At 36.2% G+C, this 17,196-nt stretch carries 12 protein-coding genes; 9 read left to right on the top strand and 3 right to left on the bottom strand.

Translation table 11 applies throughout. The annotated features are described in order from the left end of the window. Window positions 1-10: 10 nt before the first annotated feature. The 8 genes from aspS to CALHY_RS10420 all read left to right on the top strand — a co-directional run bounded on the left by aspS (window position 11) and on the right by CALHY_RS10420 (window position 13,043). The gene (gene aspS / locus CALHY_RS10455; protein WP_013403921.1) at window positions 11-1,795 is read left to right on the top strand and encodes an aspartate--tRNA ligase; all 1,785 of its coding nucleotides are present in this window, start codon (window positions 11-13) and stop codon (window positions 1,793-1,795) included. Between the two features lie 227 nt (window positions 1,796-2,022). After that, window positions 2,023-4,290: a cellulase family glycosylhydrolase gene (locus CALHY_RS10450; protein WP_013403920.1), complete on the top strand. Its 2,268-nt coding sequence runs from the start codon at window positions 2,023-2,025 to the stop codon at window positions 4,288-4,290. Between the two features lie 244 nt (window positions 4,291-4,534). Continuing rightward, entirely contained in the window at window positions 4,535-5,476 is a 942-nt protein-coding gene (locus CALHY_RS10445; protein WP_013403919.1) for an ABC transporter permease, read from the top strand. A 51-nt stretch (window positions 5,477-5,527) separates the two neighbouring features. Next, complete coding sequence (locus CALHY_RS10440; protein WP_013403918.1) at window positions 5,528-6,436, top strand: carbohydrate ABC transporter permease; 909 nt, start codon at window positions 5,528-5,530, stop codon at window positions 6,434-6,436. Window positions 6,437-6,539: 103 nt separating this feature from the next. Then, a complete protein-coding gene (locus CALHY_RS10435) occupies window positions 6,540-8,042 on the top strand; it encodes an ABC transporter substrate-binding protein (protein ID WP_013403917.1) in 1,503 nt (500 codons plus the stop codon). Window positions 8,043-8,201: 159 nt separating this feature from the next. Then, on the top strand, window positions 8,202-9,542 hold the full coding sequence (locus CALHY_RS10430; RefSeq protein ID WP_013403916.1) for an ABC transporter substrate-binding protein: 1,341 nt from the start codon (window positions 8,202-8,204) through the stop codon (window positions 9,540-9,542). After that, window positions 9,539-11,410, top strand: coding sequence for a sensor histidine kinase (locus CALHY_RS10425; protein ID WP_013403915.1), 1,872 nt, complete (start codon window positions 9,539-9,541; stop codon window positions 11,408-11,410). The genes CALHY_RS10430 and CALHY_RS10425 overlap by 4 nt, the downstream gene beginning before the upstream one ends. Then, window positions 11,403-13,043 (top strand): response regulator transcription factor, encoded by a 1,641-nt coding sequence (locus CALHY_RS10420; RefSeq protein ID WP_013403914.1) that lies wholly within the window; start codon window positions 11,403-11,405, stop codon window positions 13,041-13,043. The genes CALHY_RS10425 and CALHY_RS10420 overlap by 8 nt, the downstream gene beginning before the upstream one ends. Before the next feature lie 49 nt (window positions 13,044-13,092). Here CALHY_RS10420 and CALHY_RS10415 read toward each other — a convergent pair whose 3' ends face one another. Next, complete coding sequence (locus tag CALHY_RS10415; RefSeq protein ID WP_013403913.1) at window positions 13,093-14,313, bottom strand: MFS transporter; 1,221 nt, start codon at window positions 14,311-14,313, stop codon at window positions 13,093-13,095. Then, window positions 14,303-14,731 carry a helix-turn-helix domain-containing protein gene (locus CALHY_RS10410; RefSeq protein WP_013403912.1) on the bottom strand — a complete coding sequence of 143 codons (429 nt, stop codon included), beginning with the start codon at window positions 14,729-14,731 and terminating at the stop codon, window positions 14,303-14,305. Before CALHY_RS10410 ends, CALHY_RS10415 begins: the two co-directional genes overlap by 11 nt. A 274-nt stretch (window positions 14,732-15,005) precedes the next feature. Here CALHY_RS10410 and xylA point away from each other — a divergent pair, with 274 nt between their 5' ends. Continuing rightward, complete coding sequence (gene xylA, locus CALHY_RS10405; protein WP_013403911.1) at window positions 15,006-16,322, top strand: xylose isomerase; 1,317 nt, start codon at window positions 15,006-15,008, stop codon at window positions 16,320-16,322. 49 nt (window positions 16,323-16,371) lie between these two features. Here the strand turns inward: xylA and CALHY_RS10400 are convergent, their stop codons facing one another. Beyond that, window positions 16,372-17,079: an arginase family protein gene (locus CALHY_RS10400; protein WP_013403910.1), complete on the bottom strand. Its 708-nt coding sequence runs from the start codon at window positions 17,077-17,079 to the stop codon at window positions 16,372-16,374. Between the last annotated feature and the right edge of the window lie 117 nt (window positions 17,080-17,196).

The raw sequence follows: 17,196 nt of genomic DNA, 5'->3' as shown, positions 1-17,196 counted from the left end.
GGTGATAGGTGTGGAAGGTATTAAGGGGTTTAAAAGAACAAAATACTGTGCAGAAGTATCGCTTGAGGATGTTGGAAAAGAAGTTGTGCTAACAGGTTGGGTTGATACAAGACGTGACCTTGGCGGGATAATCTTTGTTGATTTGAGGGACAGAACAGGTATTGTACAGGTTGTGTTTGATGAGAAGATGGGAGAAGAACTTTTAGACAAGGCTGACTCATTAAGGTCCGAATACTGTATCGGTGTTAGAGGTATTGTGGAGAAAAGACCACCTGAGACAGTAAATCCAAAGATAAAAACAGGCGAGGTAGAAGTAAGAGCAACAGAACTGAGGATATTTAACAAGTCTGAGACGCCTCCTTTTCCGATTGAAGAGGGGATAAATGTAAATGAAGCAGTAAGATTAAAATACAGGTATTTGGACTTAAGAAGACCTGATATGCAGAGAAATTTGATGTTCAGACACAAGCTCTATCAGGTTGTGCGAAATTTTCTTTCTCAAAATGGGTTTATAGAGATAGAAACACCCATGCTCACAAAATCCACTCCAGAAGGTGCAAGAGACTACTTAGTTCCAAGCAGAATATTTCCGGGAAAATTTTTTGCGCTGCCACAGTCACCGCAGCTTTTTAAACAGCTTTTGATGGTTGCAGGGTTTGACAGATATTTTCAGATTGTAAAATGTTTTAGAGATGAAGACCTGCGAGCAGACAGACAACCTGAGTTTACCCAGATAGACATTGAGATGTCGTTTGTTGATGTTGACGATGTTATTGAGATAAATGAAAAACTTCTCAAGACCATTTTTGGAGAGATGCTGGGGATAGACTTAAAACTTCCTCTTCCAAGACTTACCTACAAGGAAGCAATGGAAAGGTTTGGCTCAGACAAACCAGATACTCGTTTTGGAATGGAACTTGTTGATATTACTGACATTGTAAAAAACTGCGAATTTAAAGTATTTTCTGATGCAGCAAACAAAGGTGGGTCAGTAAGAGCTATCAATGCAAAGGGCTGTGCGGCTACATTTTCAAGGCGTGAGATTGATGCACTTGTTGAGTTTGCAAAAAACTTTAAAGCAAAAGGTCTTGCATGGATTGCAGTTGAAAGTGATGGTCTGAAATCTCCTATTGTTAAGTTTTTAAAAGAAGAGGAGATAAATGAAATTCTAAAGAGACTTGGTGCAGAGGTTGGAGATTTGCTGCTATTTTCTGCTGATAAGGATGAAATTGTCTTTGATGTTCTTGGAAACTTGAGACTTGAGATAGCAAGAAAGTTAAACCTTCTTGACAAGTCAAAGTTTAATCTTTTGTGGGTAGTAGAGTTTCCACTTTTTGAATATTCAGAGGAAGAGGGCAGGTTTGTTGCAAAACACCATCCATTTACTTCGCCAATGGATGAAGATTTAGAATATTTAGAAACTGATCCAGCAAAAGTAAGATCAAAAGCATACGATATTGTGTTAAACGGTACAGAAATTGGCGGTGGTTCTATCAGAATTCACTCACCTGAGATTCAAAAGAGAATGTTCAAAGCCCTTGGATTTACAGAGGAAAAGGCACAGGATAGGTTTGGCTTTTTGCTTGAAGCTTTCAAGTACGGTACACCACCACACGGTGGTATAGCTTATGGATTTGATAGGCTTTGCATGCTGCTTTTGGGTTTGGATTCTATCAGAGACACAATTGCGTTCCCGAAGGTAAAAGATTCGTCGTGCCCGCTGACTGATGCACCCTCTGAGGTTGAACCAAAACAGCTCAGAGAGCTTCACATCAAGGTTGATGTTGTAAAATAAAAAAAGAATTTTTTGCGGCTCCATGTCCTAAAATAGTTAAAGATTTTTGTTGGGACAGGAGCCTTATTTTTTGCAAAATTTTTACCTTGTCTTAGAGCAAGATGCTACAAATATCAGGTCAAAAATTTAAAACAGATATGAAATTTTTTTAATTTAAAACTTCCTGAGCATGGAATATATTAATTTTATAACAAAATGATAACGATTACATAGGAGGGATTCACATTATGAGAGAAATTATTTTAAAGTCTGGTCTACTCTTGATAGTGGTTATTTTGATTGTTTCTATTTTACGAGTTTTACCTGTATTTGCCCAGAGCATACCGTATGAAAAGGAAAAATATCCAAATCTTCTTGGCAATCAGGCAGTTAAAAAACCATCGGTTGCCGGCAGACTGCAGATTATTGAAAAGGACGGGAAAAAGTATTTAGCTGACCAGAAAGGTGAAATAATCCAGCTTCGTGGCATGAGTACACATGGACTTCAATGGTATGGTGATATTATAAACAAAAATGCATTTGAGGCTCTTTCAAAAGATTGGGAGTGCAATGTTGTAAGGCTTGCGATGTATGTTGGTGAGGGCGGCTATGCTTCAAATCCGAGTATCAAAGAAAAAGTTATAGAAGGGATTAAGCTTGCTATTGAGAATGACATGTATGTAATTGTTGATTGGCACGTGTTAAATCCCGGTGACCCGAATGCTGAAATTTATAAAGGAGCAAAAGACTTTTTCAAAGAGATAGCTATGATGTTTCCCAATGACTATCACATAATATATGAACTTTGCAATGAACCAAATCCAAATGAACCGGGAGTAGAAAATAGTTTGGATGGTTGGAAAAAGGTAAAGGCTTATGCACAGCTCATTATACAAATGCTCAGAAGTTTGGGGAATCAGAACATTATAATTGTAGGTTCGCCCAATTGGAGCCAAAGACCTGACTTTGCAATTCAAGATCCTATAAATGATAAAAATGTTATGTATTCAGTTCATTTTTACTCTGGAACTCACAAGGTTGATGGGTATGTTTTTGAAAACATGAAAAAGGCATTTGAAAATGGTGTACCAATTTTCGTGAGTGAATGGGGAACAAGTTTGGCAAGCGGTGATGGTGGACCATATCTTGATGAGGCGGATAAGTGGCTTGAGTATTTAAATGCAAACTATATTAGCTGGGTGAACTGGTCACTGTCAAACAAAAATGAAACATCAGCTGCTTTTGTTCCGTATATAAGTGGCATGCATGATGCCACATCACTTGATCCTGGCGATGATAAAGTGTGGGATATAAAGGAGCTGAGTATATCTGGAGAGTATGTGAGAGCAAGGATAAAAGGAATTGCATATAAGCCAATTGAGAGGGATAGCCAAATAAAAGAAGGACAAAGTGCACCTTTAGGCGAAAAAGTCTTACCATCCACGTTTGAAGATGACACGCGTCAGGGCTGGGACTGGGATAGTCCGTCTGGTGTGAAAGGCCCTATTACCATCGAAAGTGTAAATGGTTCAAAAGCGCTATCTTTTGAGATTGAGTATCCAGAGAAAAAACCACAAGATGGCTGGGCAACAGCTGCAAGACTTATACTTAAAGAGATAAATGCCAAAAGGGAAGATAACAAATATTTAGCTTTTGATTTTTATTTAAAGCCAGATAGAGCTTCAAAAGGTATGATTCAGATATTTTTAGCTTTTTCACCACCTTCCTTAGGTTACTGGGCTCAAGTACAAGACAGTTTTAATATCGACTTGGCAAAACTTTCAAGTGCAAAAAAGATAGAAGACGGAATTTACAAATTCAATGTATTTTTTGACTTAGATAAAATACAGGATGGTAAAATCTTGGGCAAAGATACACTTTTGAGAGATGTAATAGTAGTCATCGCAGATGGCAATAGCGATTTTAAGGGAAAAATGTTTATAGATAATGTTAGATGTACCAATGTCCTTTTTGAAGATATCAATTTTGAGAGCAGCCTTTATGATGCTGTCGCCAAACTTTATTCTAAAGGAATCATAAAAGGAATTTCAGCATTTAAGTACTTGCCAGATAAAAACATTACAAGGGCTGAATTTGCTGCACTTTGTGTCAGGGCATTGAACCTGAAAATCGAAAAGTATGACGGCAGGTTTTCTGATGTAAAGAATGATGCCTGGTATTCGGATGTGGTTTATACGGCGTTTAAAAATGGTTTGTTTGAACAAGAGAAAAATAGAATCTTTCCTGAAAGGATTATGAAAAGAGAAGAAGCAGCAACTTTGGCAATTGAAGTGTACAGAAGATTGACAGGTAAAATAGAAGTTAGCACAGACGATATTCAAATTGCCGATGAAGGGCTTATAAATCCTCAATACAGAGAAAGCGTGAAGTTAGCTATTCAGCTCGGTATTATTGACCTGTATTCAGACGGAACATTTGCACCAAGTAAGAGCGTTTCAAGAGGGGAGGCGGCAACAATTTTCTATAACCTCTTGAACTTAGCAGGCAAGCTATGATACATGAAATTGAAAAAAATTTTTAACAAATGCTGCTGGCTAAATGCTGGCAGCTATTTTTATATTATTTTGACACTCCAATATGACAAAATATTGCACATTTTAATATCAACAATTCACAAAAAGACTGCAATTTTGTCAATTCATTTTGAGAAAAATAGGATGTAAACTATAATCGAAAACCTCAAGAAAAACTAAGTCAAAAGTTTCAATAAAAAAGTTGAGAAAGGAGACGGCATCAAAAATGGCAAACGGTCAGCGCACATATCGAAGCGGGTTTTTGAGAGAACTTAACAAGAACTTTCCTCTATTTTTAATGGCATTGCCAGGGGTTGTTCTTTTGATAGCATTTTCATACTTACCTCTGTTTGGACTCATCATTGCATTCAAAGATGTACACTATGATTTGGGTATACTCAAAAGTCCGTGGGTGGGCTTAAAGAATTTTGAGTTTCTTTTCAAAACACCTGATGCTTTTATTATTACAAGAAACACCCTTCTTTACAACTTTGCATTTATAGTCTTTGGGAACTTGGCAGCAATTGCAACGGCTATCTCTCTGAGTGAAATGAGAGCAAGATTTATGGCAAAGTTCTACCAGTCAGTAATGTTTTTACCATATTTTTTGTCGTGGGTTGTTGTTGCATATATGGCATTTGCGTTTTTGAGTATAGACTTGGGGATTCTCAACACAATGATTCTTCCGAAGCTGGGCTTGCAGCCAATTGCCTGGTATTTTGAAACAAAACCGTGGCCGGTGATATTAATACTTGCAAATTTGTGGAAATATACAGGTTACAATGCAGTCATATATTTGGCAGCAATTACAGGAATTGACCCTGAATATTATGAAGCTGCTTTGATTGATGGTGCATCAAAATGGCAACAGATAAGACACATTACAATTCCGCTTTTGTCACCGCTTGTTGTTGTGCTTGTCCTTTTGGGTATTGGCAGAATCTTTTATGCAGACTTTGGACTTTTTTATCAGCTTCCAATGAACAGCGGTGCTCTTTTTGATGTCACAAATGTGATTGACACTTATGTTTATAGGACTCTCATGGGCATGAACGATATAGGAATGGCATCTGCCGCAAGCTTTTATCAATCAATAATGGGATTTATTCTGGTGCTCACATCCAATCTCATCGTTCGCAGACTTGACCCGGAAAAAGCACTGTTTTAATGAAAAAACTTTTATTGACAAACAAACAGCTTAGAAAGGTGATGATAAGATATGCAGTCAAAGAGCAGATTTTTGCAAATATCTACAGTTTCAGAAGCAATTTTACACATCTTTTTCGGGATTGTAACACTTGCGTGTCTGGTTCCACTGTGGGCTGTTATATCAATTTCTCTTAGTGATGATAACAAAATTAGACAAAGTGGATATAGACTGTGGCCTGTTAAATGGAGTGTAAAATCATATGAGTTCGTTTTAGCACAAGGTGCAGCAATTGTTCACGCTTATGCTCTAACTATTTTTGTTACAGTTGTAGGTACAATATTATGTGTTCTTGTTGTTTCATTGTATGCCTATGTTTTATTCAGAAAAGATTTTAAATACAGAAAGTTTTTCACATTCTTCGGTTTTTTCACAATGTTAATCAATGCCGGGCTTGTTCCCTGGTATATAGTGTGCGTAAATGTCCTTCGCTTAAAAGATACTATATATGCGTTGATTCTACCCTATGTGATGAATATGTGGTATGTGCTGATTTTCAGGACATATCTTTCGATGTCTTTACCTGATTCCATCATAGAGTCTGCAAAAATTGACGGTGCAGGAGAGTTTACAACATTTTTCAGAATTGTTGTGCCGCTTGTAAAGCCTGGACTTGCAACAATTGCTCTGTTTGCAGCTATCACATACTGGAACGACTGGTGGCTTCCGTTCATGCTAGTGGAGAGTGAAAAACTGTATAATCTTCAATATCTTATGTACAGAGTTCAACAAAAGATTCAGTATTTAGCAGAAATAGCTGCAAAAATTTCTGTTGTAAGTAACAGTCCGTTCAAAGATTTGCCGGCAGAGTCTGCGCGAATGGCAATGGCTGTTTTGGGTATGGGTCCTATAGTTTTAGCTTATCCATTCTTCCAGCGCTATTTTGTAAAAGGGCTTACCATTGGTGCTATCAAAGGCTGATATGTAATGGTATTAAAACGGGTATAAGCTTCAGAGCTGCAGTTTTGGTTGCAGCAAGCTGAAGCTTATATACAAAAAAATAAAAGGCGGGAGGTTGATTTTTGTGAAGCCCAAAAAACTTCTTGTAGGGATGCTTGTTGTGGCTTTTGTGCTCACAAGTGTGATTGGAGTTATGACAGGATTTGGTGCATCTTCTTCAAAGCTTCCTTATGTGAAGCTTACTTGGTATGTCATCGGAACTCCGCAAAAAGACTGGGATTTAATCAATCAAAAGGTTAATGAGTACATCAAACCAAAGCTCAATGCTGAAATCAAGATGACAATGTTTGACTGGGGCGAGTACAATGATAAGCTCCAGACAAAGATTGCAGCAGGTGAGCCATTTGATATCTGTTTTACAGCAATATGGACAAACAATTACAGAACAAATGTGGCAAAAGGTGCTTTTTTGCCGCTCAATAAACCTGGAAATGACCTTCTTTCAAAGTATGCACCAAAGACAAAGAAACTTCTTGGCGATGATTTTATAAAAGGTGCATCCATTAATGGAATTCTGTATGCAATTCCAGCAAATAAAGAGAAAGCTCACAACTGGGGATTCATTGTTAGAATGGACTTGGTAAAGAAGTATAAGTTAGAAGACATGTTTAAAAAAGTCAAAAAATTAGAAGATTTAGAGCCATATCTTAAAGTAATCAAGCAAAAAGAGCCAGGTATATATCCACTTGGAGCATATGCTGGTGAGTCCCCAAGATTTCTTTTGGACTGGGATAAGGTTGTTGACGATGATGTTCCTGTATCACTTTACCCGAACAACAAGAGCACAAAAATTGTTAATGAGCTTGAGCAGCCAAATACAAAGGCACTCTTTAAGACTGTAAGAAAATATTACTTAGCTGGTTATATAAGAAAAGATGCAGCAAGTGTAACAGACTGGATGTCTGATTTGAAAGCTGGAAAAGTTTTTGTAATGCCACAATCGCTAAAGCCTGGCAAAGATGCTGAAATGTCCATCTCAACAGGGTACCAGTGGAAACAGATAGACATCACACCACCTGTTATGTCAACAAGAGAAGCTATTGGTTCTATGCAGGCAATCAATGCAAAATCCAAGAATCCAGAAAGAGCTTTAATGTTCCTTGAACTTTTCAACACAGACAAGTATCTTAACAACCTTGTAAACTTCGGTATTGAAGGTCAGCACTACGTATTTAAAGACAAGGCAAAAGGCATTATTGCTCCGGGACCAAAAGCAAAAGACTATAGCCCTGGTCTTGGCTGGATGTTTGGAAATCAGTTTATAAACTACATCTATGAAAATGAAGACCCGAACAAGTGGAAGAACTTTGAAGAGTATAATAAGAAAGCATTACCTCTTCTTAGCCTTGGATTCAACTTTGATGACTCAAAGGTAAAAACACAGGTTGCAGCATGCAAGAATGTATGGAAACAATATATACCAATGCTTGAAACAGGTAGCGTTGATCCAGACAGATACATTCCACAGGCAATTGACAAGTTCAAAAAAGCAGGTGTTGACATTATTATAAAAGAAGCACAAAGACAGTATGATGAGTTTCTTAAGAAGACAGGAAGAAAGAAATAGTTAAAAAATTTATAGACGGGATGCTGGTGCTAAAGTTAGAGCACCGGTATCCCGTTTGTTGCTAATATTTGAAAAGAAATAGATTGTGATTTTGTATCAATATGAGCTAAAATAAAAGTAAAAGTGCTCATATTTAAAGTTTTTAGGGTTGTGATTTTTATGAAAGATTCATTTAATAAAAGACATATTCTATCGATAAGTTTTTTTGTACCTCTTGTAACTACTCTTGTGCTAATAATTGTGTTAATTTTGAATACTCAAAAAACTGTGGAAGAAAGTGTGACTATTGAAAATGAAGAGTTAGAAGTTAATACAAAAATAAGATTTTTAAGTCCATGGGGTGGGAGTGACCCTTATGCCGACACACTCTCGTTTGTACTTCAAAAGTTTCAAGAAGAAAATGCCGGCATAACTATCGTCAATGAATCTCTGTTTGGTGATGATTTTTTGATAAAACTTCAGACAGACTTTGCATCTGGCAACCCTCCAGATATTTTTGGTCTTTTTCCAGGATCTATTAGAGACTTACTAATTCAAAGGCACCAAATAACTGATTTAACGGATGTACTTAAAAAAGATATAAGATGGTATCAAAGTTTTTATCCAAACATGTGGAAGTATGTAACTTTCAATAAAAGAATTTATGGTGTTCCGCTTGAAACAATAGTTGAGTGCCTATTTGTTAACAAGGATATATTTGAAAGATACAATTTAAAAGTTCCTCAAACATTAGCTGAGCTGATAAGTGTCTCAAAAATACTAAAGAGCAAAGGGATTATTCCAATTGCTTTCAATGCCCAGCCAGAGGGGACATACATATACCAGAACATTATTGTTTCGATAGGAACAAAGCATGATGTAGAAAATCCGATCAAGAGTGGTGAATTTTCATCACCTTACATAAAAGCCCTTGACTATTTAAAAGTTCTTTACAAGGCAGGTGCCTTTCCAGCAAACTACTATTCACTTACCAGCAAACAACGAAATGATTTGTTTTTGACAAAGAAGGCAGCAATGATTGTTCAGGGTTCATGGTTCATACCAAAATGTGACCCACAAACAGTTGACATATATTTTTTCCCCCAGGTAAATGATACTGGAAAAAAGCATTTGATTTATGGTCTTGGTGCGGGGACATTTTATGTCAGCAGTCAAGCCTGGCAAGATAGAACAAAGAGAAGCTGGGCGATAAAACTTTTAAAATTTTTGACCTCCGAAAAGGTTGCAAGAATATTTGTTGAAAGAACGGGATTGATTTCAAATGTAAAGATAAAAGACCCGCCCAATGTCAAAAATCCTCTGCGTTCAAAAGTGGAAAGGCTTATAAAAGAAGCTGATGTGCTTGTTGCACCGCCTGACCATTTTGTTGACAGAATGGTTTGGGAAGAGGTTATAACCAAAAATATTCCTTATTATCTACAGGGAACAATTTCTTCAAAGTTATTTTGGGAAAGAGCAATCAAAGCGTGGGAAGAGAATATGGAAAAATTGGGTGAATGAGAATGTTTAAAATAAAGCCAATTTTTAGAAATTTAATAAAATATTATCGTACCATTTCCATAGACAAAAAATTTTTAGCAGTTTCATACATTCAAATATTTATTCCAATAATCCTCATTGGGGTTTTGAGCTTTAGAATTTCGTCAGATTTGATATTCAAAAAATATGTAGGATACACCTCTGATGTTATAAAAACAGCAAGACTGCGCATTGTTGACAAGATAAACGAACTCAATAGCATAACTCAGGATATTTTGTATCAAACAGAACTTTACAATGTTTTGGACAAATCAATGAAAAATGTGGATTACTATGATGATGTTGCTTCACTTACAAACAAGTTTCGAAAAATAATCTTAGGGCATTTGGATGTACAGTCAATAGGAGTATTTACAAAAGAGAAGAAGCTGTGTATAGTTGATAACACTTCAAAAGAAATAGGACTTGACGAAATAATACCGTCTCAGATTTCTTTAGAAAAAGTATATGACATAGCTGCAAAAGGAAGTGGAAAGCCTATTTGGTATGTAGCTTTACTGAAAAAAGACAAAGAAAGCAAAGTGGCAGTTTTGATAACAAGGTGCATAAACAATCCCCAGACATTAAAGTTTGAAGGAATTTTAGCTGTCATGATAAACACAGAGCTTTTTGACAAGACATTTTCTGAACTTGTTGCAGAAAAAAGTCAGGCAATTGCGGTGGTAGGAAATGGCATATTTATTTCAACAAAGGGTGAAATAAAAAGAGAAAAAATACTCAAGTTTATGTCTCAAGTAAAAAATAAAAACGGCGTTGTTACATATACTTCTAACGAGTACATTGTCAATATTCTGCCAATAAAACAGGTAGACTGGTACATAGTTACTTCTATTCCAGTTAAAGTATTGCTCAGAGATATAGACAAACTCAGGATGTGGCTTATAGTTTTGTGTTTTTTGTCGTTTGTGATAACATCAGCAATGTCGCTGATGCTTTCAATGGACTTTTTAAAACCAATTAATGCTATCGTGGAAGCAACAAAGAGAATAAGAAAAGGAGAATACAAGATAATAGAGAATCTTGACAGAAAGGATGAACTTGGTATTCTAATTGATAACTTTAATAGTATGGTGGTAAAAATAAATCATCTGATAAATTCAATTTACAAGGAACAGATAACACGAAAAGAGGCTGAGCTAAAAGTTTTGCAAACCCAGCTAAATCCCCATTTTTTGTTTAACATTTTGGAATCGATTAACTGGCTTGCACAGCTAAATGGCGTATCCCAAATAAGCGATGTTGTAATTGCGCTTTCAAAGCTTTTAGAGGTGAATCTAAAAGAAGAGAAGTTTTTAACCTTAGAGGAAGAGATAAAATACATAACCTCTTATATTTCAATTTTGAAGATAAACTTCGGTGAAGAGAATTTAAAACTTGAAGTGGATGTGGACAGAAAAGCTTTAAAACTTAGAATTCCCAAACTTCTTATACAGCCTCTTGTAGAAAATTCCATTTTTCACGGTATACGTCCAAAAGGTTTTGGCAGAATATTTGTGGGTGGTTATATTTGGAACGATAAGCTTGCCATAATTGTAAGAGATGATGGTGTGGGAATACCACCTGAAAAATTAAAGGGGATACGTCAAGATTTAGAAGATAACAGTGAGGTCTTGCTTGAACAGGAGGAAAGGTCCTATACAAGAATAGGGCTTGTAAATGTGGTAAAGAGACTAAAGCTCATCTATGGGAAGGATGCAAGCTTTTCAATTGAAAGCCTACCACAGAGAGGCACTACTATAAAAATTGAAATTCTGTTAGATGCGCTCAGCAGAGCGGTAGAAGAAAGCTTACAGGAATTTTCTGGCGAAGGGGAAGAGGAAGATGTATAAAATTGTAATAGTTGACGATGACATGCTTATTCGAAAAGGAATTAGAAATGTAATAAGATGGAAAGATTTGGAGTGTGAAATTTGCGCTGAAGCTTCAAGCGGGGATGAGGCTTTAAAGGTGATTGAAGAGATAAAACCTGACATTGTTATTACAGACATCAAAATGCCCAATATGGACGGAATTGAACTCATTGATAGGATTAGAAAGATTATTCCCCAGTGCAAGATTGTAATTTTGACAGCTTACAGAGAGTTCGAATATGCCCAGAGAGCTATAAAATACGGTGCTTTTGATTTTCTTCTAAAACCAACCAAGGTAGAAGATATAATAAATGTGGTGCAAAAAGCTATAAACGAGATAAAGAAAGAAAAGACAATAGTTGAGGAGCTGGAAAAGATAAATAGCATTTTGAAAGAAAAACTACCAATCTTAAGAGAGAATTTCTTGTTCAATGTCATATTTGAGATGATTTCAAATGAAGATGAAATTCTTCAGATGGCTTCGTTCTATGAGATTGAGATTGGCAGTTTCTTGATGATTTTAGCTGAGTGCAGTACAAAAGAAGAAAGAGGAAGACAGAATACTCATTTGTACCTTTTGGGAATATCAAATATGCTAAATGATTTTTTGAGCCACGATTTTACCATCTATACTATTTATTTAAATAACTCTCAGGCAGTGTATATTGTAAGCTCAAAGAAAGAACTTGAAAAAGAAGAAGAGAAGAGGTTCTTTGAGCTTTTGAGCCAGCTAAAAAAAGCAGCAGTGGAGTGTTTTAATATTGATTTGACACTTGCAGTAAGTACGTGGGGCAGGGGCATTGTGCAGCTTCCAGACAAATATAAGGAATGCATAGATGCGATAAATTACAGATTTTACTTTGATGAAGAAGATATCATATATTACAAGGACCTTTCTCACTTTTTTATGTATGTTGATGACAGAAAGTTGAAAAACCTGAAAAACGAAATCTTATTGAGCGTCAGATACGGAAATTATTCAAATATAAATAGTCTCTTGCTTGAGCTCGAAGAGACCTTGAAAAAGTCAAAAGCAGATAAACAGTATATCTTCAATTTTTACTATCTTCTGCTCATTGAAATAAATATGATAAAAGCTCAGCTTTCTTCGGCCATCAATAAACCTGACAATCCAGAGATGTTTGAACACATTGATTATTTTAATGATATTATAAAATGCAAAAGTTTGTCAGAACTAAGTAGCATCTTGCGAATATCTATCCAGCGTACAATTGAAGAAGTCCAAAAACACAACCTAAACAAAATGGGCAGTTTAATAAAAAAGGTAATAGATTACATAAAAGAAAACTACAACTCAGGCGAGATTTCACTCAGCGAGATTTCAGAGAAATTTTTTGTAAGTCCTTCATATTTGAGCAGGCTGTTCAAGAAAGAGACAGGAAAAAACCTTTCAGACTTTATAAATGAGTATAGAATAGAAAAGGCAAAACAGCTTTTGCTCACAACCGACCTTAAAACGTACGAAGTTGCAGACAGGGTTGGTATTCCAGACCCGCACTACTTTTCAAGGCTTTTTAAACGCTACACTGGCTACAGCCCTTCTGAATACAAAGAAGGTGCAAAACTAAAAGGTGAAAAAGTAAGCGAATAAAAAGAGGGGCACGCAAGAAATAGCCCCTCTCATTTTTTTGAACTTAAAATTATTCTTGCTTCATGTTCACTACTTTCAGTAGCATCATTGAGGCAAAAATAGCAAGGATAGCACCAAATATAAATGGTGAAGAAGGACTTATATATTGCCACAAAAGTCCTGCAACCAAACTTGCTGGAAATGCGAAAATTCCGACAGCGCCATTGTAAAGACCGTAAGCTGTACCTCTTTTTTCAGGGGGAACTAAATCTGCAACAAGTGCCTTTTCAACACCTTCTGTAAGTCCATAGTAAAGACCGTACAAAATGTACAGAGCAACTATTTGATATGTCTTCGTTGCAAGTCCAAAGCCTAAGTATATCAAGGCATATACAATCCAGCCCATCACAATCAAATATTGGCGTTTTATTCGATCTGACAAAATTCCAGCAGGGTAAGCGCTAAGAGTTGTTATCAAATTGAAGGCAGCCAGCATCAAAAATATCTCTAAAACTGTCAATCCTCTGTTTTGAGCCTGCAAGATTAAAAAAGCATCTGAAGAATTTCCAAGGGTAAAGATGGAGATTGTTAGAAGGTATAATTTGAATTTTCTATCAAATCCTTTCAAAGACAGGTTGACCTTTGCTGCAGAATGATTTTGAGTTTTGCTATCTACTGCAAATGCAATTATTAAAAAAAGTGCAATAAAGACTGGAAAAATTGATACTAAAACAAGAATCTGAAATAGATGCTCTGTGAGTTTCAAGGTGTTTTTAGATGTATGGTATATTATAAAACTACCAACAATCAAAGCTAAAATTGCCCCTGCCGGATCCATTGCTCTGTTAAATCCAAATGCCTTTCCAAGTTCCTCTTTTCTGGTTGTGTTGGCAATCAAGGCATCACGAGGAGAGGTCCTTATGCCTTTTCCAACCCTGTCCAGAAACCTTATTACCAAAACAAATACCCAGCTGTTAGCAAAATATAAAAGTGGTTTTGAAAGTGCAGAAAGACCATAACCTATGGTTACAAGCCACTTTCGTTGATTTAGCTTGTCTGAAAGGTACCCTGAAAAGATTTTTAGGATTGTTGCGGTCGAATCTGCTACACCTTCAATAAGACCTATTACAGAGGTTTTTGCATTTAAAACGTTTTTCAAAAAGAGAGGGAGAGCTCTGATTGTCAGTTCACTTGAGAAGTCGTTGAGAAAACTTACAAAACCGAATATAAAAGCGTTCCAGGGTATGCCAAGAATCTTCTTTTCCTCAAGATTGTTCTTTTCATTCTTCACTCTCAATCTCTCCTTTCTCATCAGTTTGCCATTCAAATTCGAGCTCAAACTTTATACTGTCGCTTCTTTTCTTGATTTTGACTTCCATTTCCACATTATCTGGAAAATCAAACTTTCGATCTTCAATGGTAATTGACTTTTCACGGGAAATTGTGTCAAGAATCTCTTTTGCATGAGAAATGAGGTTTTCAGTCTTTCCTTTTCTTGTCTCTTCAAAACGAGATATGGTCTGGTTTTTAAAATAATCTTTTGATGATCCTCTTCCAAGCCAATCAAGCAAAGCGTGTTTAGAAAAACGCCACTCTCTGCCTATCTTTCTTGCTGGTATATCTTCATCTTTTAAAATTTGATTGAGCGTTTTTGTGGAGATTTCCAGAAACTCAGCCGCTTCTTCAAAGTTTAAAACCTCTTTTTCCATTTGTATCACCTCATATTACACCTAAATTCTATTCAATTTATAGTTATATTATAAACAAAATACATTCATCGTGCAAGTTGAACTGACAATCTGCCATTATTTTTTGCAAAATAATCTTTGTTTTGAAAGAAGGATTTTTTGAAAAAATGAAGAATATATATTATAATGATGTTAGTTTGTTTAATAAACAAACTAAGTACGCGTACTGGCATGTTTAAAAAATAAGGTTTAGTTAAAAAAATTATTTATTATAGAAGGAGAGTGAATTTATAAAATGAAGTACTTCAAAGATATTCCAGGAGTAAAGTACGAGGGTCCACAATCAGACAATCCATTTGCTTTCAAGTATTACAATCCTGACGAAATCATTGACGGCAAGCCTTTAAAAGACCACCTTCGTTTTGCAGTTGCTTACTGGCATACATTCTGTGCAACTGGAGCTGACCCGTTTGGACAACCTACAATTGTTCGTCCGTGGGACAGGTTCTCAAATCCAATGGACAACGCAAAGGCAAGAGTTGAAGCCGCATTTGAGTTTTTTGAAAAGCTAAATGTTCCATTTTTCTGCTTCCACGACAGAGACATTGCACCTGAAGGAGAAAATTTAAGAGAAACAAACAAGAACTTGGATGAGATAGTTTCTATGATCAAAGAATACTTAAAGACAAGCAAAACAAAAGTTTTGTGGGGAACAGCAAACCTATTTTCACATCCGCGATATGTTCATGGTGCTGCAACATCCTGCAATGCCGATGTTTTTGCATATGCAGCAGCGCAGGTGAAAAAGGCGTTAGAGGTTACAAAGGAGCTTGGCGGCGAAAACTATGTGTTCTGGGGCGGAAGAGAAGGTTATGAGACACTTTTGAACACCGACATGGAGCTTGAGCTTGACAACTTGGCAAGATTTTTGCGCATGGCAGTTGACTATGCAAAAGAGATAGGGTTTGACGGTCAGTTTTTGATTGAACCAAAGCCAAAAGAACCAACTAAACATCAGTACGATTTTGATGCTGCTCATGTATATGGATTTTTGAAAAAGTATGATCTTGACAAATACTTCAAGCTCAACATAGAGGTAAACCATGCAACTTTAGCAGGACATGATTTCCACCATGAGTTGAGATTTGCGCGAATAAACAACATGCTTGGTTCAATTGATGCTAACATGGGCGATTTGCTTTTGGGCTGGGATACAGACCAGTTCCCAACAGATGTAAGACTTACCACGCTTGCTATGTATGAGGTTATCAAGATGGGCGGCTTTGACAAAGGCGGACTCAACTTTGACGCAAAGGTAAGAAGAGGTTCATTTGAGCTTGAAGATTTAGTAATTGGTCACATTGCTGGTATGGATGCTTTTGCTAAAGGCTTCAAGATTGCGTATAAGCTTGTTAAAAATGGCGTATTTGATAAATTTATAGATGAGAGATACAAGAGCTACAAAGAAGGAATCGGCGCTAAGATTGTAAGCGGTGAAGCAAACTTCAAGATGTTAGAGGAATATGCTCTGTCTCTTGACAAGATAGAAAATAAATCTGGCAAGCAAGAACTTCTTGAGATGATTTTAAATAAATATATGTTCACTGAATAAGACCAATATTGTAAACTAAAGGCTGGAAGGAAGCTCCTTCCAGCTTTTTTCATGCGACAATACTTTGAGATTTTGCTGTGAGCAGTAGAAGGAGTTTTAAATTTATATCTTCGCTTTTTTTGTGTTCAGGTGAGAAAAACTGCGCAGGTGGTTCACCACAAATATCTGCTCCAACTATTTCAAAAGCTGATGAGAAATGTGAAACTATTTCGATTAAGGTTTTTGGCTGGCAGTGTCCCTGGTCCCAAGTTGTGTTTATTGAGGACTTTGTCAAGATGTCTTTGTCAATGCTTATATAAACTGGTAGGCGAGGTTTTATTTTTTTGTATTCAAGTGGTGAAAAAATTTTGATTTTACTGTTGTGCACATTTTTTTTCTCCTCTGAGAGAACAAAGATTTCGACAATTTGATTTAATCCTGCTGCATCTTTTAACCATGAACCGCATGTTATAAATCCTTGGTATGTATCTGAATAGTCAACGTGTTTGTCTATGACTATTAAAGAAAGGGTTTTATCAAATTTTTTTAAGAGCATATATGTAAAGTGATGATATTCGCCAGCGCCAAGAAAGAACAAGGAATTTTCAACTTTTTTTATCTTTTCTGAGATTGAGTCAAGCACCTTTTTTGAACACATGTATCTAATTGAAGAAAGGTCTTTGAGGTCAATGCAAGTGCACATCTCTTTAAGTCTTGGCTGAAAAGAATAATACTCATCAAACATCAAAATGTATGAAGAAGATAATAAGCTTTTCATGCTCATCATCTCCTTCTTTTGCAGAGTTTACATATATAATTATATCACTTTAAGGTGAAGATGCTGTTATAAAGAAGCAAAATGGTGGTATAAAAATGTATTGAAAGCAAAAGATAC

Origin of the sequence: Caldicellulosiruptor hydrothermalis 108, assembly GCF_000166355.1 — a bacterium.
GTDB lineage: Bacteria > Bacillota > Thermoanaerobacteria > Caldicellulosiruptorales > Caldicellulosiruptoraceae > Caldicellulosiruptor > Caldicellulosiruptor hydrothermalis.
This window is presented reverse-complemented; position numbering and strand designations above follow the sequence as displayed.